Origin of the sequence: Achromobacter ruhlandii (genome assembly GCF_002082135.1) — a bacterium.
Taxonomy (GTDB): Bacteria; Pseudomonadota; Gammaproteobacteria; order Burkholderiales; family Burkholderiaceae_B; genus Achromobacter; species Achromobacter ruhlandii.
On the sequence record NZ_CP017433.1, the window covers coordinates 4,201,579 to 4,220,724 of the forward strand.

Annotated in this window: 12 protein-coding genes, 2 tRNA genes, 3 rRNA genes and 1 pseudogene; 4 read left to right on the plus strand and 14 right to left on the minus strand. The window is 61.8% G+C overall.

Annotated elements, in window-relative coordinates:
• Positions 1–51: 51 nt before the first annotated feature.
• The 6 genes from rrf to AruCF_RS29980 all read right to left on the minus strand — a co-directional run bounded on the left by rrf (position 52) and on the right by AruCF_RS29980 (position 7,219).
• A 5S ribosomal RNA gene (gene rrf / locus AruCF_RS18910) occupies positions 52–164 on the minus strand.
• 201 nt (positions 165–365) lie between these two features.
• A 23S ribosomal RNA gene (locus AruCF_RS18915) occupies positions 366–3,246 on the minus strand.
• Positions 3,247–3,542: 296 nt separating this feature from the next.
• Positions 3,543–3,618, minus strand: a tRNA-Ala gene (locus tag AruCF_RS18920).
• Positions 3,619–3,648: 30 nt separating this feature from the next.
• Positions 3,649–3,725, minus strand: a tRNA-Ile gene (locus tag AruCF_RS18925).
• 130 nt (positions 3,726–3,855) lie between these two features.
• Positions 3,856–5,386: ribosomal RNA gene (locus AruCF_RS18930) — 16S ribosomal RNA — on the minus strand.
• Together the 16S, 23S and 5S rRNA genes with 2 tRNA genes alongside form the textbook arrangement of a ribosomal RNA operon.
• A gap of 1,467 nt (positions 5,387–6,853) precedes the next feature.
• Positions 6,854–7,219, minus strand: coding sequence for a DUF1127 domain-containing protein (locus AruCF_RS29980; protein WP_254431140.1), 366 nt, complete (start codon positions 7,217–7,219; stop codon positions 6,854–6,856).
• A gap of 183 nt (positions 7,220–7,402) precedes the next feature.
• On the opposite strand from AruCF_RS29980, the gene AruCF_RS18940 reads away from it, so the two are divergent.
• Complete coding sequence (locus tag AruCF_RS18940) at positions 7,403–8,350, plus strand: LysR substrate-binding domain-containing protein (protein ID WP_049075296.1); 948 nt, start codon at positions 7,403–7,405, stop codon at positions 8,348–8,350.
• Positions 8,351–8,394: 44 nt separating this feature from the next.
• Here the strand turns inward: AruCF_RS18940 and scpC are convergent, their stop codons facing one another.
• Entirely contained in the window at positions 8,395–9,912 is a 1,518-nt protein-coding gene (gene scpC / locus AruCF_RS18945; RefSeq protein ID WP_049075298.1) for a succinyl-CoA:acetate CoA-transferase ScpC, read from the minus strand.
• 241 nt (positions 9,913–10,153) lie between these two features.
• On the opposite strand from scpC, the gene AruCF_RS18950 reads away from it, so the two are divergent.
• Both AruCF_RS18950 and AruCF_RS18955 read left to right on the plus strand, forming a co-directional pair.
• On the plus strand, positions 10,154–11,077 hold the full coding sequence (locus AruCF_RS18950) for a LysR family transcriptional regulator (RefSeq protein ID WP_049075299.1): 924 nt from the start codon (positions 10,154–10,156) through the stop codon (positions 11,075–11,077).
• A gap of 209 nt (positions 11,078–11,286) precedes the next feature.
• Complete coding sequence (locus AruCF_RS18955; protein WP_049075300.1) at positions 11,287–13,713, plus strand: DUF3772 domain-containing protein; 2,427 nt, start codon at positions 11,287–11,289, stop codon at positions 13,711–13,713.
• Between the two features lie 32 nt (positions 13,714–13,745).
• Here the strand turns inward: AruCF_RS18955 and AruCF_RS18960 are convergent, their stop codons facing one another.
• The 3 genes from AruCF_RS18960 to AruCF_RS18970 form a co-directional block, all read right to left on the minus strand.
• Positions 13,746–14,441 carry a hypothetical protein gene (locus AruCF_RS18960; protein ID WP_049075301.1) on the minus strand — a complete coding sequence of 232 codons (696 nt, stop codon included), beginning with the start codon at positions 14,439–14,441 and terminating at the stop codon, positions 13,746–13,748.
• 47 nt (positions 14,442–14,488) lie between these two features.
• Positions 14,489–14,959, minus strand: coding sequence for a hypothetical protein (locus AruCF_RS18965; protein ID WP_049075302.1), 471 nt, complete (start codon positions 14,957–14,959; stop codon positions 14,489–14,491).
• Positions 14,960–15,376: 417 nt separating this feature from the next.
• Positions 15,377–15,790 carry a hypothetical protein gene (locus AruCF_RS18970; RefSeq protein ID WP_049077995.1) on the minus strand — a complete coding sequence of 138 codons (414 nt, stop codon included), beginning with the start codon at positions 15,788–15,790 and terminating at the stop codon, positions 15,377–15,379.
• 73 nt (positions 15,791–15,863) lie between these two features.
• Between AruCF_RS18970 and AruCF_RS18975 the strand changes: the two genes are divergently transcribed.
• Complete coding sequence (locus AruCF_RS18975) at positions 15,864–16,154, plus strand: antibiotic biosynthesis monooxygenase family protein (protein ID WP_049075303.1); 291 nt, start codon at positions 15,864–15,866, stop codon at positions 16,152–16,154.
• A gap of 3 nt (positions 16,155–16,157) precedes the next feature.
• Here the strand turns inward: AruCF_RS18975 and AruCF_RS18980 are convergent, their stop codons facing one another.
• The 4 genes and pseudogenes from AruCF_RS18980 to AruCF_RS18995 all read right to left on the minus strand — a co-directional run bounded on the left by AruCF_RS18980 (position 16,158) and on the right by AruCF_RS18995 (position 18,965).
• Complete coding sequence (locus tag AruCF_RS18980; RefSeq protein WP_049075304.1) at positions 16,158–16,517, minus strand: nucleotide pyrophosphohydrolase; 360 nt, start codon at positions 16,515–16,517, stop codon at positions 16,158–16,160.
• A 28-nt stretch (positions 16,518–16,545) separates the two neighbouring features.
• A pseudogene (locus tag AruCF_RS18985) lies at positions 16,546–17,160 on the minus strand (3'-5' exonuclease).
• A gap of 3 nt (positions 17,161–17,163) precedes the next feature.
• Entirely contained in the window at positions 17,164–17,388 is a 225-nt protein-coding gene (locus tag AruCF_RS18990; protein ID WP_049075305.1) for a DUF1653 domain-containing protein, read from the minus strand.
• Between the two features lie 110 nt (positions 17,389–17,498).
• The gene (locus AruCF_RS18995; protein ID WP_049075306.1) at positions 17,499–18,965 is read right to left on the minus strand and encodes a methyl-accepting chemotaxis protein; all 1,467 of its coding nucleotides are present in this window, start codon (positions 18,963–18,965) and stop codon (positions 17,499–17,501) included.
• Positions 18,966–19,146 lie beyond the last annotated feature (181 nt).

Here is a 19,146-nt window from a genome sequence, read left to right on the forward strand (position 1 = left end):
CCAAAGACAAAACCCCACAGGCGCGAGCCTATGGGGTTTTGAGCAATAAAAGCCTGACGATGACCTACTTTCACAGACGTCCGTCCACTATCATCGGCGCAAAGGCGTTTCACTGTCCTGTTCGGGATGGGAAGGAGTGGTACCACCTTGCTATGGTCGTCAGGCGTAACTGGTTGAGAGATTGTCTTTGAGGGACAACCGCTCCAATCTTGGAAGAAGCGCAACGTGTGGGGGATCAGAGACTAGCTCGATGATCCCGCACAGTGGGTGTAATTGGTGTTGGCTGGCTGCTGACGGGGCAGCCAGATTTTGTATTGAACGACACTTGGAACGCTATATCACCAGGTCATAACCATCAGTGTTATAGGATCAAGCCTCACGAGCAATTAGTATCGGTTAGCTTAACGCATTACTGCGCTTCCACACCCGACCTATCAACGTCCTGGTCTCGAACGACTCTTTAGGGGGATCAAGTCCCCGGGATACCTAATCTTCAGACGAGTTTCCCGCTTAGATGCCTTCAGCGGTTATCTCTTCCGTACTTAGCTACCCGGCAATGCCATTGGCATGACAACCGGTACACCAGAGGTACGTCCACTCCGGTCCTCTCGTACTAGGAGCAGGCTCCGTCAAGTATCCAACGCCCACGGCAGATAGGGACCAAACTGTCTCACGACGTTTTAAACCCAGCTCACGTACCTCTTTAAATGGCGAACAGCCATACCCTTGGGACCGGCTACAGCCCCAGGATGAGATGAGCCGACATCGAGGTGCCAAACACCGCCGTCGATATGAACTCTTGGGCGGTATCAGCCTGTTATCCCCAGAGTACCTTTTATCCGTTGAGCGATGGCCCTTCCATTCAGAACCACCGGATCACTATGTCCTGCTTTCGCACCTGTTCGACTTGTCAGTCTCACAGTCAAGCACGCTTATGCCATTGCACTATCAGCACGATTTCCGACCGTACCTAGCGTACCTTCGAACTCCTCCGTTACACTTTGGGAGGAGACCGCCCCAGTCAAACTGCCCACCATGCACTGTCCCCGATCCGGATAACGGACCAAGGTTAGAACCGCAAACAAACCAGGGTGGTATTTCAAGGATGGCTCCACGTGATCTAGCGACCACGCTTCAAAGCCTCCCACCTATCCTACACAGGCCGGTTCACAGTCCAATGCAAAGCTACAGTAAAGGTTCATGGGGTCTTGCCGTCTAGCCGCGGGTAGATTGCATCATCACAAACACTTCAACTTCGCTGAGTCTCAGGAGGAGACAGTGTGGCCATCGTTACGCCATTCGTGCAGGTCGGAACTTACCCGACAAGGAATTTCGCTACCTTAGGACCGTTATAGTTACGGCCGCCGTTTACCGGGGCTTCGATCAAGAGCTTGCACCCCATCACTTAACCTTCCGGCACCGGGCAGGCGTCACACCCTATACGTCGACTTTCGTCTTTGCAGAGTGCTGTGTTTTTAATAAACAGTCGCAGCCACCGATTCTCTGCGACCCCATCATGCTAAGCGCGCAGGCGCTTCACACTACCGGGGTATACCTTCTCCCGAAGTTACGGTATCAATTTGCCGAGTTCCTTCTCCTGAGTTCTCTCAAGCGCCTTGGAATATTCATCCCGTCCACCTGTGTCGGTTTGCGGTACGGTCTCGTACAGCTGAAGCTTAGAGGCTTTTCTTGGAACCACTTCCAATCACTTCGCAAGCAATGCTCGCTCGTGCCGTACCCTTGATTTACGCGCCCGGATTTGCCTAAGCGCCATCTTCGATACGTCAACAGGGACATCCAACACCCTGATGATCTTCCGCGATCCGTCCCCCCATCGCACTGTACGACGGTGCTGGAATATTAACCAGCTTCCCATCAGCTACGCATCTCTGCCTCGCCTTAGGGGCCGACTCACCCTGCGCCGATGAACGTTGCGCAGGAAACCTTGGACTTACGGCGAGGGGGCTTTTCACCCCCTTTATCGCTACTCATGTCAGCATTCGCACTTCTGATACCTCCAGCAGCCTTTACAAGCCACCTTCGCAGGCTTACAGAACGCTCTCCTACCGCGTGTACAAAGTACACACCCGCAGCTTCGGTTTATCGCTTAGCCCCGTTACATCTTCCGCGCAGGACGACTCGATCAGTGAGCTATTACGCTTTCTTTAAAGGATGGCTGCTTCTAAGCCAACCTCCTGACTGTCTATGCCTTCCCACTTCGTTTCCCACTTAGCGATAATTTGGGACCTTAGCTGGCGGTCTGGGTTGTTTCCCTCTTGAGTCCGGACGTTAGCACCCGGTGCTCTGTCTCCCAAGCTGTACTTGCGGGTATTCGGAGTTTGCCATAGTTTGGTAAGTCGCCATGACCCCCTAGCTATAACAGTGCTCTACCCCCCGCAGTAATACTTGAGGCACTACCTAAATAGTTTTCGGAGAGAACCAGCTATTTCCAGATTTGTTTAGCCTTTCACCCCTATCCACAGCTCATCCCCTAATTTTTCAACATTAGTGGGTTCGGTCCTCCAGCACGTGTTACCGTGCCTTCAACCTGGCCATGGATAGATCATCTGGTTTCGGGTCTACACCCAGCGACTGAATCGCCCTATTCGGACTCGCTTTCGCTACGGCTTCCCTATTCGGTTAACCTTGCCACTGAATGTAAGTCGCTGACCCATTATACAAAAGGTACGCAGTCACCCCACAAGGAGGCTCCTACTGTTTGTATGCATACGGTTTCAGGATCTATTTCACTCCCCTTCCGGGGTTCTTTTCGCCTTTCCCTCACGGTACTGGTTCACTATCGGTCGATCACGAGTATTTAGCCTTGGAGGATGGTCCCCCCATCTTCAAACAGGATTTCACGTGTCCCGCCCTACTTTTCTCACGCTTAGTTCCACACACAAAATTTCGTCTACAGGGCTATCACCTGCTACGGCCGGACTTTCCATTCCGTTCGACTATCTTGCATGCTAAAACGTGAAGGCTCTTCCGATTTCGCTCGCCACTACTTTCGGAATCTCGGTTGATTTCTTTTCCTCGAGCTACTGAGATGTTTCAGTTCACCCGGTTCGCTTCCACTGACCTATGTATTCAGTCAGGGATACTGCTTGCGCAGTGGGTTTCCCCATTCGGACATCTGCGGATCAAAGCTTGTTTGCCAGCTCCCCGCAGCTTTTCGCAGGCTACTACGTCCTTCATCGCCTGTGATCGCCAAGGCATCCACCATATGCACTTAGTCGCTTGATCCTATAACGCTGTAGGCTATAGGACCTGAGTATTAGCGTTTGTGCCGTTCATAAGTTTCAAAGCAGTCTGAGGTTATTCACCCCAGTCTTGAGAACTTGGAACAAAATTAATGCAATCACAACCCGTACCCATCTTCATCAGCAAGCTGATTACTCGATGAGCACATTTCGTTGTGCTTCTTCCAGATTGTTAAAGAACGAATATAGCTGTCAGGTAAAACCTAACTCATAAGACCGGGCAGACATTATCCGCACGACGCTATGAGTTAGCCTCTACATCCCACCAGGCACAGGTCTTGGTGGAGGTGAACGGGATCGAACCGATGACATCCTGCTTGCAAAGCAGGCGCTCTCCCAGCTGAGCTACACCCCCATATTCACGGCATCTCTACCTGCGAATACTTGGTGGGTCTGGTTGGATTCGAACCAACGACCCCCGCCTTATCAAGACGGTGCTCTAACCGACTGAGCTACAGACCCAAAACCTTCCCGGATCAGTAGTCAGAAGTCATGGACACAGGGAGGAGTCCCTCTACCCAAGCCCACAACCGATCCCAGCTATATCAAACAACCGATAAGAGTGGACGCTTAACACGAGCACTAAGCTCTGAAAGGAGGTGATCCAGCCGCACCTTCCGATACGGCTACCTTGTTACGACTTCACCCCAGTCATGAATCCTACCGTGGTAATCGCCCCCCTTGCGGTTAGGCTAACTACTTCTGGTAAAACCCACTCCCATGGTGTGACGGGCGGTGTGTACAAGACCCGGGAACGTATTCACCGCGACATGCTGATCCGCGATTACTAGCGATTCCGACTTCACGCAGTCGAGTTGCAGACTGCGATCCGGACTACGATCGGGTTTCTGGGATTGGCTCCCCCTCGCGGGTTGGCGACCCTCTGTCCCGACCATTGTATGACGTGTGAAGCCCTACCCATAAGGGCCATGAGGACTTGACGTCATCCCCACCTTCCTCCGGTTTGTCACCGGCAGTCTCATTAGAGTGCCCTTTCGTAGCAACTAATGACAAGGGTTGCGCTCGTTGCGGGACTTAACCCAACATCTCACGACACGAGCTGACGACAGCCATGCAGCACCTGTGTTCCGGTTCTCTTGCGAGCACTGCCAAATCTCTTCGGCATTCCAGACATGTCAAGGGTAGGTAAGGTTTTTCGCGTTGCATCGAATTAATCCACATCATCCACCGCTTGTGCGGGTCCCCGTCAATTCCTTTGAGTTTTAATCTTGCGACCGTACTCCCCAGGCGGTCAACTTCACGCGTTAGCTGCGCTACCAAGGCCCGAAGGCCCCAACAGCTAGTTGACATCGTTTAGGGCGTGGACTACCAGGGTATCTAATCCTGTTTGCTCCCCACGCTTTCGTGCATGAGCGTCAGTGTTATCCCAGGAGGCTGCCTTCGCCATCGGTGTTCCTCCGCATATCTACGCATTTCACTGCTACACGCGGAATTCCACCTCCCTCTGACACACTCTAGCCCGGTAGTTAAAAATGCAGTTCCAAAGTTAAGCTCTGGGATTTCACATCTTTCTTTCCGAACCGCCTGCGCACGCTTTACGCCCAGTAATTCCGATTAACGCTTGCACCCTACGTATTACCGCGGCTGCTGGCACGTAGTTAGCCGGTGCTTATTCTGCAGGTACCGTCAGTTTCACGGGGTATTAGCCCATGACGTTTCTTTCCTGCCAAAAGTGCTTTACAACCCGAAGGCCTTCATCGCACACGCGGGATGGCTGGATCAGGGTTTCCCCCATTGTCCAAAATTCCCCACTGCTGCCTCCCGTAGGAGTCTGGGCCGTGTCTCAGTCCCAGTGTGGCTGGTCGTCCTCTCAAACCAGCTACGGATCGTCGCCTTGGTGAGCCGTTACCCCACCAACTAGCTAATCCGATATCGGCCGCTCCAATAGTGCAAGGTCTTGCGATCCCCTGCTTTCCCCCGTAGGGCGTATGCGGTATTAGCTACGCTTTCGCGTAGTTATCCCCCGCTACTGGGCACGTTCCGATACATTACTCACCCGTTCGCCACTCGCCACCAGACCGAAGTCCGTGCTGCCGTTCGACTTGCATGTGTAAGGCATCCCGCTAGCGTTCAATCTGAGCCAGGATCAAACTCTTCAGTTTAATCTCTGTATTTGTTTCGTATTTCTTAGTTCCGAAGAACCGAGTCATACGTCGCTACTCAAAGGAAGTGAGGTATGTGCTTAGACTTGACATCTAAGGTACTTCACTTCTAGTGAGCACTTGATTTCATTGTGCTTGTGACGGGTTTTAAAAACCAGCCACTGCGCACTCGCATCAAGCGCCCACACTTATCGGTTGTTTAATTGTTAAAGAGCGGTACTGCTAAATTCTGTACTACCAAACTACTTACTGCATTTTCTGCTTTCTTCGGCGATTTCGCTTTCGCGTCGATCGCTGTGTCAGCAGCAGAGAAACGAGATTATGAAGAAGTTTTTATCGTTTGTCAAGTCAGCGTTGTTTGCTTCACTTCGCTGCCTTGCCTACGACCTCTTCAGGTCTCACCAGGCTCGCACCCGGCTTTCTCCTCTTTAGCAGCTATCGAAATATCAGGGTTAACCCTAAGTTTTCGGTAACTGCCAAGCCCGAGACTATAACACAACTTTTGCAGATTATGCAACCGGCTTTTGCCTAATTTGCATCCTATCTTGCAACCCCACCGCTTCGCGAATCGCTTCACTTCGCAGCAGCCCCGGATCGCTCCAGAGGTTGGTTACCGCCCAGTCGGCTTGCAACGCCACTCAGACCACCCTATCGGGTAAACCCTGATTCGCCGTCACCAGCCAAGCCCAAGACTATAGCACAATTTTTGCAGATCGTGCAACTGGCTTCTGCCTGATTTGCACCGACTTACGCAAAATTCGCTGACCGCCGGTTCGAGAGAATCATCGCTGACCCACCGCCTTGCTGCCCTGCGGCAGATTCGTCGCCGTAGCGCCAAATCCGTTGCACTTGCCTGGCTTCGCGGCTCACAAAACTGCGTGAACTGCGAAGGAGCGAGACTATAGCACAGATTTTTGGCTTGTCACGCCGGGATGACACTCGCTTTGCAGAAAGATGATGTTTGCCCCCACGGCGCAGCAAGGGTCGCCGCGGCAAGGACCCCGTGCCAAGTCAGGTTCGGTGCGGGACCGAGTGAACGAGGGGCGACGGACTACGGGATGGGAGCCATGATGGGCAGGGAGATCGGGAAGCCAGGAAGCCATGAAGGTGCATCACCATGCGGGCCCGGCAATCCTCGCCATCCGAACGCCGCGCCTCTCTATATATATACGGAGGCAGCAAAGTCCGCGCCTCCTCTACCTCTGGAAGGCCGGCCCCTTCGCTCCGCCAGCCCTATGCACAAGAGTGAAAGCGCTTGCACCCGTGGTCATGCTTTCGAGTCAGCTGCGTCGTACAGCCGCGGAGAATTGGAGAGTGACTCTGTTCTTTCAATGAAGCCCCCCCCCGGCAGCGCCCATCTCTATATCTATAGGAAGTCGATCCCCGGCAGCGCCCCTCTCTATCTCTATATAGGCACAGCATAAGCGGCCAGGCCCGTCATCGCGGACGGCACTTCTTGGCCTGCCCTCACCAGCGCAGGGTGTCGATACGGGAGATGCGCTTGAGCGACTGCTCGAGGGTGGCCCGACTCACTACCCATTCCGGCGCGCCCACGTCCTTGAGCATATGGGCGTCCATCTCGTCCGCCAGGTTACGCAGGATTCTGTCGGCGCGCCAAGTGCGATAGGCGCGCCACAGACGGCCGATGAAACCGCCCGAGGGCCGGGTCGGGCGATCGGCGGTGGCGGACAACTGGGGAGCCGCCCCCATAGGCGCGGCCGCGCGGATTGCCGGGAAAACCGGCTGCGAAACGTCGAGCCCATGGGCCCGCGTCGGGGCCGGGCTGGCGCTACCGCACGGGGGGGCTGTCTGGATACGGGTTTGGGCGGACATGGATGGACTCCTGGATTTGCTCCGTTTTGGTAAGCGTAGTCGCCCAAATAACCGCTGAAAATCGAATTGTTTTACCCATCATGGTCAGTTAATCTAACCAAATAAGCCGATCGTCCCGGCAGCCATATCGTCGGCGATACCGCGACGAATCGCGTTCTTACAGCCCTTGCCTTTCACCGACCCATGCGCCTGCCCCTGAACACCCTGCCCGCCTTCCGCGCCGTCGCCGAATTGCAGAACCTGCGCGCGGCGGCCGAACGCCTGCACTTGACTCATAGCGCGGTCAGCCAGCAGATCAAGGGATTGGAAGAACAGTTGGGTTTCCCGCTGTTCGAACGCAGCGGGCGCGGCATCGTGCTCAACCCGGCCGGGGCGGCGCTGTTGTGCAGCGTACAGAGCGCCATGGCGCTGCTGGACGAGGGCCTCATGGCTGCCTCGGCCGCCGCCCGCGGCAGCGCGCAGCGGCTGCGCGTGTCGGTGCTGCCATCGTTCGCACAGCGCTGGCTGCTGCCACGCATGGCCCGCTGGCACAAACGCCACCCAGAACTCTCGCTGGAAATCGAGACCTCGCAACAAGTGGTGGACTTGCTGCGGGACGGCTTTCATGCGGCCTTGCGGTTCGGCCGTGGCCCCTGGCCCGGCGTGGAGTCGGAACCGCTGTTCGATATGCCCTTGCCGCTGATCGCGCTGGCCTCGCCGGAAACCGCCACGGCGCTGCCCGACCACACCCCCGAGACGCTGGCGCGGCAGCCGCTGCTGGGCGAACGCGACATGTGGCAGCATTGGTTCAATGCGGCGGGCCTGAGCGTGCCGATCACCCCGGTGGCGACGTTCAATGATGCCGGCATGATGCTGCAGGCGGCGGAACAGGGATTGGGAATCACGCTGGGGCGGGAACTGCTGGCGGCGGACGCGATCCGCGCGGGCCGGCTGGTGCAGGTTTCGCCCGTGACCGTGCACTATGAGCAGGCCCAGACCTATCACCTGGTCTATCGGCCCAGCTTGCGCGAGTGGGCGCCGCTGGTCGCCCTGAAGCAGTGGTTGCGCGACGAACTGGAACGATCGAGCAAGGGACTGGTGACCGCCGAGCACCATGCCCATGTCCGCCCTACACCCGAAGCGAACGCTTGACGGGGCGGCGCCGGCCCCGCGAGGCCGGCATGGGCACAATATCGTCAGGCGACCTTGCGAGCGACGGGCGAGGCCGCTCGCATGCTGTCGGTCTCGTTAAAGCGCTGGTGCCAGGAGAAGGCTTCTTCCAACAGGTGCGGCGTCTGGCCGCCCCGCTCGCAGGCGCGGTCAAAGTAATCCTGCAGCGCGTCGCGGTACGACGGATGCACGCAATGCCGGATGATGGCGCGGGCGCGCTCGCGCGGCGCCAAGCCACGCAGGTCGGCCAGGCCGCATTCGGTGACCAGCACGTCGACATCGTGCTCGGTATGGTCGACATGCGAGACCATCGGAACGACGCTGGAAATATCGCCATTCTTGGCCATGGACTTGGACACGAAGATCGCCAGATGGGCATTGCGGGCGAAGTCGCCGGAACCGCCAATGCCGTTCATCATATGGGTGCCGCCGACATGGGTCGAGTTGACGTTGCCGTAGATGTCGAACTCCAGCGCGGTATTGATGGCGATGATGCCCAGGCGGCGCACGATTTCGGGCGCGTTGCTGATCTCTTGCGGACGCAGCACGATGCGTTCGCGATAGTGCTCGATGTTGGCCAGGATCTTTTCATACACGGGCTTGGAAACCGTGATGGATGAGGCCGAGGCAAAGGCCAGCTTGCCCTGGTCGAGCAGTTCGATCGCGCTGTCCTGCAGTACCTCCGAGTACATGGTCAAGGCGTCGAAATCCGAGGCCTCGAAGCCGTGCAGCACGGCGTTGGCAATGGTGCCGATGCCGGCCTGCAGCGGCAGCAGCGAGTTGGTCAGGCGGCCGGCGTCGACCTCCGCGCGCAGGAAGGTATTGATGTGCGCCGCGATGGCGTTGGTCTCGGCATCCGGCGGCAGCGCATTGGACGGGCTGTCCGGCTCCTGCGTAATGACGATGGCGGCGATCCTGTCCGGGTCGACCTGGATGAACGGCTGGCCGATGCGCTGGTCGGCCGACATCAGCGCCATGGGCTGGCGCCGCGGGCGGTCGGTGGGCACGTAGATGTCGTGGAGCCCTTCGATGGCGGCAGGCACGCTCAAGTTCAGTTCGATGATGACGCGTTGCGCCTGCTGCGCGAACGAGGCGGAATTGCCCACCGACATGGTGGGCACGATCGCGCCGCTCTCGGTGATGGCGGCGGCTTCGATGATGGCCACGTCGACCGGGCCGATGTGGCCGGCGCGCAGTTGCTCGGCGGTTTCCGACAGATGCTGGTCAATGAAGGCGATCTCGCCCTGATTGATCTTGCGGCGCAGAGTGGTATCGACCTGGAATGGCAGGCGGCGCGCCAGGACGTTGGCCTGCGCCAGCATCTTGTCGGTGTCGTGCCCGAGCGAGGCGCCGGTGATCAATGTAATGGACAACGGTTCGCGCTCGGCGCGCGCGGCCAGCGCGGCGGGCACCGATTTGCAGTCGCCGGCGCGGGTGAAGCCGCTCATGCCGACGGTCATGCCGTCCCGCACCAGCAAGGCCGCCTGATCGGCGGTCGTGATCTTGGCGCGCAGCCCGGGATGGCGGATACGGTCGGTATGCATGGTGTCTCCAGATTCTAAAAAGCCGACGGCTCGCGGCCGGATGCGACGACCAGTCCGTTCGCATCCAGGCACCGTCTAGCGCGGCGTTTCCTGACGCCCGAAGCCCCCGACGGGTCGGCTTTCGGACGAATTTTCCGCAGTATAGGAAGCGGCAGCCAAATCTCGTAATGACTTAAAATCATCCAATCCAGTCGTTTTTTTCATTGATTGGAGGTTCCGCGCTTTGCGCAGGAGATGAGTCGTGGATGTGCGCGCCTTGCGGTATTTCGTCGAAACAGTCCGGCATGCCAGCTTCACGCAGGCGGCCAAGGCTTTGTTCGTGACCCAGTCCACGGTCAGCAAGATGATCCGCCAGCTGGAAGAGGAGGCGGGCACGCCGCTGCTGGTGCGCGACGGCCATACGGCGCGGCCCACCGACACCGGCCGCGTGATGTACCAGCGTGGCCTGCAGGTATTGGAGACCATGCGCCAGCTGAGCGAGGAACTGCGCCAGACCGCCGAGTTGCAGCGCGGCTCGCTGGAAGTCGGCATTCCGCCCATGATCAACCTGCTGTTTACGCCTGTGGTCAAGCGCTTTCGAGAACAGCATCCGGGCATCCACCTGACGTTGCGCGAAGGCACCGGTCGCACGGTGGAGGACCTGGTCGCCGGCGGCGAACTGGAAGTGGGCGCCACTATCCTGCCGCTCGCCGCCGACAGCGGCCTGGCGGCGCAGGCGTTTGGCAGCTATCCGATCTGGGTGATCGGGCCGCCGGACGCGGCCTGGGCCGGCAAGACCTCGCTGCCGCTAAGCGCGCTGCGCGATACCCGCCTGCTGATCCCCACGGACGATTTCGCCATGACGCGGCGGCTACGCCAGGCCTTTGCCGACGCCGGCCTGCAGCCCGGCATCGCAGCCCAGAGCGCGCACTGGGATTTCCTGGTGGCGATGGCATCGGCAGGCCTGGGCGCGGCGTTGCTGCCCGAACCGCTGATGCGGCGCATGAAGACCCGCGGCCTGAGCACCGCGAAACTGGCCAAGTCCGGCCTGCAATGGGAAGTCGGGCACATCTGGCAGCAATCGGGTTACTTGTCGTACGCCGCCCGCGCCTGGCTCGAGGTGTGCGATGAGGTATTGGGAGGCCCACGATCGGCCGCCGCCCGCAAGCGCGCCGGACGCCCCTGAAACGCCCGTCCGCCCGGCCTCCAGGCGCGCCGCCGGACGGAGAAAGACCGGCACGAATCCGGCCCCGTTTTCCTGGAAACCAACGGCCGTCGGATCGATCGCCTCCCGCCCCGCTTCTAAGGGGGACGCAGCGGAGTTTTTGTTGCAACGGACCCGTCAACGGCTTGTTATGCTGCCGCCTCGATGCGAGTCTGTCGCCCCCAAGAAACATGATCCCGAATCCGCAACACCCGCTTTTGCGCGCCCTGCCGCGCACCCGCTCTTTGGCGACGCTGATCGCCGCCCTGCTGCTGGCGCTGTGCCTGGCGCCGGCGTTCGCCGCCGCCCCCACCTCGGCCGCCGAGATCGACACCATGCTGGCCGGCGCGCGCAAGCAGCTCGACGACATCCGCAAGCGCGTGCCGGACGAAACCGACGACGCCGACCTGCTCAAGCAACGCGGCGACGTGCTCGATATCCAGTCCAAGGCGGATGCCACCGCCGACGCGCTCGCGCCGCAACTGGCCAGCGTCACGGCGCGCCTGAGCGAGCTGGGCACCCCGCCGGAAGGCGTCAAGGAAGCCGCCGACGTGGCCGCGCAACGCATGCAGCTGGAAAAGAGCAGCCGCGCGCTGGACGCCCAGATCAAGCTGGCGCGACTGCTGTCGGTCGACGCCGGCCAGACGGCTGAGCAGATTTCCGGCCTGCGCCGCACGCAATTCCAGGCCCGGCTGGGCGAGCGGCGCGACTCTTTCCTGTCGAGCCAGTTCTGGGCCGAATTCCGCGAGGAGTTTCCTGGCGATCTCGAACGGCTGGTGGCGTTGCGCGACGACCTGGCCACCGCAGTCGGACAGACGCCCAAATGGGGCTGGCTACTGCTGGCCGCGGCGGCGGCGCTGGCGATCGCCCTGCGCGTCTGGATCGGCCGGATGCTGCTACGGCTGACGGCCACGCGCGTGCCGCCGGGACGCCTGCGCCGCTCGTTCCTGGCGGTGGCGTTCCTGACCCTGGCCGTCGCCACGCCGGGAATCATTGCGCTGCTGATCCACGTCGGCCTGGACTGGAATTCACAGCTATCGGAAAGCACCAGCGCGCTGCTGGCCAATCTGGTCGCGACGGTCTGTTTTGGCGGCTATGTGTCGGGCCTGGGATACGCGCTGCTGTCGGCCAAGCGGCCGTCTTGGCGCCTGCCCCCGATCTCCGACAAGGTCGCGTATCGCCTGCGCTGGCTGCCCGGCGTCCTGGGCGTGATCGTCGTGCTGATCTGGCTGGCCGAGCGACTGCCCGTGCTGCTGAACGCCAGCCTGACCACCACCATCACGCTGACCGGCATCGTGGCGGTGTTCGTGATGGTGACGATGGCGGTGGCGCTGTCGATCGGCCGCCGGCTGCGGCGCAAGGCGCTGCGGGAAGATGGCCCGCCCCCACCCTTCTGGACATCGCTGCTGCTGACCGCGACCGGCACGGTGCTGGTGATCAGCCTGGCCAGCCTGCTGGCAGGGTATGTGGCGTTCGGCAGTTTCCTGACCAAGCAGGTGCTGTGGGTCGTGATCATCCTGGCGTCGGCCTACCTGCTATCCGTGCTGATCGAAGACGGCTTCAGCACCCTGCTGGGCACCTCGCACCGGGAAGACAGCGACGGCCCCAGCCTGCGCGACCAGGCCGCGGTGCTGCTGTCCGGCGTGGGCCGCGTGGCGGTGGGCCTGCTGGCCCTGATCCTGCTGCTGGCGCCCTTCGGCGAAGGGCCGATGGATCTGTTGCAGCGCTTCGACCAACTGCGCAAGGGCCTGGCCATCGGCGAGGCCCAGATCCGGCCTGGCGCCGTGCTGCAGGCGCTGCTGGTGCTGGGACTGTCGCTGCTGGGCGTGAAGATGCTCAAGCGCTGGCTGTCGAACCGTTACCTGCCCACCACCGAACTGGATCCGGGCATGCAACTGTCGGCGGCGACGCTGTTCGGCTACGCCGGCTTCGTGTTGGCGGTGGCGCTGTCGCTGTCGGCCGCGGGCATCGGCCTGGAACGGGTCGCGTGGATCGCCAGCGCGCTGTCCGTGGGTATCGGTTTCGGCCTGCAGGCGGTGGTGCAGAACTTCGTATCGGGCCTGATCCTGCTGGCCGAACGTCCGGTCAAGGTGGGCGACTGGGTATCGCTGGGAGGCGTCGAAGGCGACATCCTGCGCATCAACGTGCGGGCCACGGAGATCCAGATGGGAGACCGCTCGACGGTGATCGTGCCGAACTCGGAATTCGTGACCAAGACGGTACGCAACGTCACGCGCTCGAATCCGCTGGGGCTGGTGCAGATCAAACTGCCGTTGCCGCTGTCAACCGATGCGCAGCGGGTGCGCGAACTGATCCTGCAGGCCTTCACCGATCATGAAGACGTGCTGGACACGCCGGCGCCCAACGTGTTTTTGGATGGCATCGAAGGCGGCAACCTGATGTTCAACGCCAAAGGCTATGTTTCGTCGCCGCGCGCGGCCTATGGCGTGCGCAGCGCGCTGCTGTTCACGTTGCTGCAGCGGTTGCACGAGGCCGGCCTGGAAGTCTCGTCGCCGCCCACGATGCTGCTGGCATCGGCTCCGCAGACCGCCCCCCTGCCGCGTCCCGATGCCGCCGAGGAGCCGGGCGCCGCGGCCCGGCCCGCCGCCACGCCCTGACTGCCGGAAACCGCGATCGTCGCGCACGATCGTCAGCCCGGAGAATAGAAGTCCATCAACCCCTGCCGGTCCATGCGCGGATTGCGCAACGGCGGGGAGTTCGCCATGGTGTTCTGCACCGACATGACCGGATAGGTCTGCGCGACGGGGCCGGGGCCCGCGGACGGCGCCGGCGCGTACAGCGCCTGGGTCGGCGCGGGCGCGGGCGCGGCCTGGGCGACGTTGGGCGTGGGATTCTCGAAGCGGTGGTCCGCCGTCGTCAGCGAGGGATTGGTGCAAAGGCCCTGGGCGGTCAACGCGGCCTTGGTGCGGTCATCGGTCTGGCACAGGATATCGACCGCCGCCGTCTCCAGCCGACGCGAGCGATCCGGGTCCTTGGTGGAGGCCGCCGCCTGCATGGTGCGCTCGAAGTTGCGGCGCAGGCTGCACTTCTGATCCTCGACCGGGAAAGCCACGTTCATGCCGAACCCGACCACCGATCCCCCGCCGCCGGCCGACACCATGCAGCTGTCGGAGGAGAACGAACCATAGAAGCTCTGCGCGCCGATCGGCGGCGCGGTGCGCAGGGTGCTCGAACCGCTGTTGTTGGAATTGAACGTGACGCCCTGGTTGTTGCCGGCGTTGGTCGAGCCCGATGACGCCGAGGTGGTCGAGGAAGAAGTGCTGGTCTGGGCCCCGGCGGAAAAGGCCACCAGCGACAGGGATAAGGCAAGCGCAAGGGTTTTCATGATGTCCTCTCGACCGGACGGCCGAAGCCGTCCGGATTGCGTGCTGCTCAGTGACCAAAACCACCCACCGGACCGACGCCGTGGATCGATGCGGTCGCCCCGATCGCGCCGGCATTGAACGTCCCCGTCGCCGTCGCGTTGGTGGTGGTGCTGCCGAACGTGGCGCCACCGTTGGCAATGCTGTCGCCGACCATGATCGGGGCATTGCCTTGGATGTGGCCGTAGGTCTCGCTGGTGGCGTACTGCCGCGTGCTGGTGACCGCGGTGGTTCCATCCGGGCTGAAGGATCCGCCGGCGGTGGCAACGCCTCCGGTTTCACCGAACGACGTCTGGCTCGACGAGCCATAGCCGTTGATCTGGGTCGAGACCACGGAAGTGCCCGTGGAGACCGACGACACCGTGCCCGTGATGGTGCCGACATGGCCAGACGCGGAAATGCTGGGCTGGCCCGGTCCGCTCGCATAAGCGGCCGAGACCGCGACGAGGGACAACGTTGCGACTGCTGCGAGCTTTTTCATTTGAGCTCCTCCTGATCCGCCCCAGGCGGATGGACAGGTGCCGGTGGCCGACCGGCGCGGACCTTTACCCCCCGGGCGCAGTACGCCTATATGGCAACGCCGCGCTTGGGACTTTTGTATTGGTACGGAATGATTGCGCCGTCCTAAGGACGTCGGTATCGGTTAAACGGGCGACCGGTCCCATGAGACTGAGGAAGAAGACGTAAAAGATGGCGTGGAATCTGCGAGCACCGCCGCGCGGGCCATGCATATGGCGGATACGTGGCGTCCGGACGGCCTGGATGCTGCGGCGCATCTCAGCTCATTGGATGGGAAGTCGCGGGACGTACTCGCACGATTTCCCTAGCGCGCACGGCGACGGTCGCGACGAGAATATTCTTTAGGCTTACTGTCAGGATGAGCGCGAGACCGCCGCGCTCAACGTGGACGACGGGCCGCCAGGTGGTCGAGCAGGCGGGCGGATTCGCGTCGCGCCAGCGCCAGGTCCACCGCGATGAGCAGCAGCAGCACGCCACCTTCGGCCAGTTCGAGCCACGCGGAAAGGTGGTAGCCGGCGAGTAGCGCGATGCCCGCCACCGCGGCCAGCCAGCAAGGCCAGGCCGGCGCCAGCGCCGCCGGCGGCTCGGCCGGCGCCCGGCGCAGGACCAGCCACGCCATGAGCGGCAGGGCCAGCATGGACACCGGAATGTAGACCGCAATGGCCGACAGCACCGCCGCCACGCTGAACAGGGTTTGCGACGCCAGGGCCATGGCGGCCAGCGTCGCCACGCCCGCGTACCAGAGCAGGCGGGCGGCGATAAAACGCGGCAGGGTGAGGACGGATCGGTTCATGGGCGCGGGATTTTGCGCCATACTACTTCGCCCGGCCGGCTCCTGCCCGGCCCTTTTATCCGGAGACACCATCATGATCCAGGAGATTGCCAGCATCCACGTGCGCGAAGGACAGGAGGCCCTGTTCGAAGCCGGCGTGGCCCAGGCCAGGCCGCTGTTCCTGCGCGCCCGCGGCTGCCACGGCATGGAGCTGTATCGCAGCATCGAACAGCCGCAACGCTACACGCTGGTGGTGGACTGGGAAACCGTCGAAAACCATATGGTGGATTTCCGGGAATCCGCCGATTTTCAGGAGTGGCGCAAACTGGTGGCGGGATTCTTCGTCGAACCGCCCCAGGTGCATCACGAACAAAAGGTGATCTGAGGCTCAGGCCACGTCCGGCGGATCGTCGTATTTGCGCGCGCTGCCGCGAAAACGGTCCGCGGGATACTTCAACGCGTTCCTGGCCATCTTGGCCTGGACCGCGGCGGCAATGTCCACGCCTAGCTGGTCCGCCAGCGCCACCAGGTACATCTGCACGTCCGCGATCTCGTCGGCCACGTGCGCCCGCAGTGTGGCCGGCGGCTGGCGCGATTCCTCTTCGGTCAGCCACTGGAACAGCGCCAGCAGCTCGCCCGCTTCGCCCGACAGCGCCATCGCCAGGTTCTTGGGTGAATGAAACCGTTGCCAGTCGCGCTCGGCGGTGAATGCCCGCAGCGCCAGCCGGATCTGTTCCAGGTCGGACATGATTGCTCCGTTGCGTGCCGGCGCGGCCTCAGGCGGGCGCCAGCCTTGAACCCGCCGCCAGCGCCACGGCGACCGTGGTGCGCACGTCGGCAAGGGCCCGGTGAGTGGGTTCCGACGCGCCAACATGCCGCGCCAGCACGTCCAGCTTGTGCGACGGCAGTTCCGGCCAGGCCCGCCGCGCCAGCGCCAGCGTGCAGTGCGTGGCGTTGGCAAAGGGCATGCCGGTCTCGAGCGCGGCGGCGCCGAGGAAACGGCGGTCGAACGAAGCGTTGTGGAAGAACACCGGCAGGTCTTCGACAAAATCCAGGAAAGCCGCGAACGCCTGCGCCACGGGCACGCCCCGGCGATCGACCTCGGCCTGGGTGATGCCGGTCAGGCGGGTGATGAAGGGCGGCACCACGGCGCGCGTGCGCACCACCTGGGTTTACTCGCGCCGCGCCGCGTCACCCGGCTCGACCCGCACCGCCGCGAATTCCAGGATTTCGCAGGAGGCAGTGGACAACCCGGTGGTTTCCAGGTCGGCCACGACGAACGGGCCGCGCAAGGCGTCCAGGGCCGCCGACAGCGCCGCGGATGGTTTGGCCGCGCCGCCCGCGCCCGCCCCGGCACCGGCCGGACGGGTCCTGCGGTAATAAAAGGCCATGGACTACACCGTCGGCCGGAGCGGCGCGAAGCGCGGCGAACCGTCGGCCAATTGGCCAAAGAAGAGATCGGCGGGACGTACCCACAAACCGCGCGTGTGCGGCCACAGGTGCTCGTACACCACCATGGATTCCTCGGTCTCGGAATGGCGGGCCGTATCGATATAGCGATAAAGGCCGCCCTTGTAATGACGGTGGGTGGCAAGCGCCAGGGCTTCGGATTCGGTCATGAGGAAGTACCGCGGAAAAACACGGCCCGGGTGGGAAAGCTCCCGCCCGGGCCGACGGGTTCGGACAAGACCGTATTTATAGCGCACCCGGGCCGCAGCCGCCCGGCCCTTCAATAGCGCACGTACTCCAGCACCGGCTTGGGCGGCATCGGCGTATTGGCCGCCGGGCGCGCGCGCACCGACGGGGTCACCGGCTTGACCGCTGGCCGCAGCACCGCCCCGCCATGCAACTCATGGGCGGACTGCAACGCGGCAGCGGCTTCGGCCGTCATCTGGGTGATGTCTTCGGTGACCTCGGCCAGTTTGGCGGATTGCGCCAGTGACACCTGCACCACTTCGCCCATGATCTCGGTGACCCGGCGCGAAGAAGCCACGATGTCCTCCATCGTGGCGCCGGCGGACTGAACCTGGCCCGCGCCGCTCTCGATCTGCTCGACCGAGGTGGTGATCAGGCCTTTGATTTCCTTGGCCGCGGCCGCGCTGTTCTGCGCCAGGCTGCGCACTTCCGCCGCCACCACCGCGAACCCCTTGCCATGCGCCCCGGCGCGCGCGGCCTCGACCGCGGCATTCAAGGCCAGGATATTGGTCTGGAACGCGATGCCGTCCATCACGCCGATGATTTCGGAAATACGCTTGGAGCTGTCGGTAATCGCGCCCATGGTCCGCACCACCCCGGCCACGGTCTTGCCGCCCTGCTCCGCGACGCGGCAGGCATCCAGCGCCAGGGTATTGGCCTGGCCGGCGCGCTCCGCGTTTTCGGTCAATCCCTGCACCGCCACCCGCAGCGTCTGCGCGGCGGTAAAACGCTTGGTGATGTCAGTGGCGAATTTCACCACTTTGAATGGCCTGCCCTCGGCATCGAAAATCGGGTTGTAGCTGGCCTCAATCCACACATGGCGGCCATTCTTGCCGATCCGCAGGTATTGACCGGTATCGTGCCGGCCACTGCGCAGTTTGCGCCAGAATTCCGCATAGGCCGCGCTGCGCGCCTCTTCTGGCAGCACGAACATGCTGTGGTGGCGGCCGAGGATTTCCTCCGCGCGATATCCGACCGCGTTCAGAAAGAGATCGTTGGCGCGGATGATGGTGCCGTCCAACTCGAATTCGATAATCGCCTGAACTTTGGAAATAGCTTCGAGCTGGCCCTCGGTATCCGCCTGACGCTGCTGCTGCTCGGTAATGTCGGTGGCGTACTTGACCACTTTGAAAGGGCGGCCGTGCTTGTCGAAAATCGGGTTATAGCTGGCCTGCAGCCAGACATCGCCGCCGTCCCTGCGGATGCGGCGATAACGCCCGGCGTCGTGCGCGCCCTGGCCCAGCCTGTCCCAGAAAGCCAGGTACTCGGCGGATTCCCGTTCGTCGGGCACCACGAACATACGGTGATGCTGCCCCAGGACTTCGTCCAGCTCATAGCCCATGGTGTCGAGAAAATTCTGGTTGGCCATCAGCACGTGGCCTTCGAGATCGAATTCGATCACCGCCTGTGCCTTGTGGATGGCCGCTATCTGCCCGTATAGATCCGCTTTCTGCATGCCGCGCTCGGCACGCAGCAGCCGTTTGAGGGTAAGCCATTGCATGTTGACGTCTCCCGCAGGAAATGGGACGAGTTTGCTGAAAACCGATAAAGGAACCAGTTGGCTTATCTGAAGCAGACTGCTGGCGCGTCCCGGGAATCAGGCCGTGCACGCCGCGCCGCGTGCACGCGCTTGCCTGCGAGTCCGTCGCCAACGTAGCGACGGCAGGTCGGTGATTACAAAA

Coding starts and splice junctions, on each gene's coding strand:
- AruCF_RS29980 (WP_254431140.1), bottom strand. CDS start 7,219: ATGTCCGCCCAAACCCGTATCCAGACAGCCCCCCCGTGCGGTAGCGCC.
- AruCF_RS18940 (WP_049075296.1), top strand. CDS start 7,403: ATGCGCCTGCCCCTGAACACCCTGCCCGCCTTCCGCGCCGTCGCCGAA.
- scpC (WP_049075298.1), bottom strand. CDS start 9,912: ATGCATACCGACCGTATCCGCCATCCCGGGCTGCGCGCCAAGATCACG.
- AruCF_RS18955 (WP_049075300.1), top strand. CDS start 11,287: ATGATCCCGAATCCGCAACACCCGCTTTTGCGCGCCCTGCCGCGCACC.
- AruCF_RS18960 (WP_049075301.1), bottom strand. CDS start 14,441: ATGAAAACCCTTGCGCTTGCCTTATCCCTGTCGCTGGTGGCCTTTTCC.
- AruCF_RS18965 (WP_049075302.1), bottom strand. CDS start 14,959: ATGAAAAAGCTCGCAGCAGTCGCAACGTTGTCCCTCGTCGCGGTCTCG.
- AruCF_RS18970 (WP_049077995.1), bottom strand. CDS start 15,790: ATGAACCGATCCGTCCTCACCCTGCCGCGTTTTATCGCCGCCCGCCTG.
- AruCF_RS18975 (WP_049075303.1), top strand. CDS start 15,864: ATGATCCAGGAGATTGCCAGCATCCACGTGCGCGAAGGACAGGAGGCC.
- AruCF_RS18980 (WP_049075304.1), bottom strand. CDS start 16,517: ATGTCCGACCTGGAACAGATCCGGCTGGCGCTGCGGGCATTCACCGCC.
- AruCF_RS18990 (WP_049075305.1), bottom strand. CDS start 17,388: ATGACCGAATCCGAAGCCCTGGCGCTTGCCACCCACCGTCATTACAAG.
- AruCF_RS18995 (WP_049075306.1), bottom strand. CDS start 18,965: ATGCAATGGCTTACCCTCAAACGGCTGCTGCGTGCCGAGCGCGGCATG.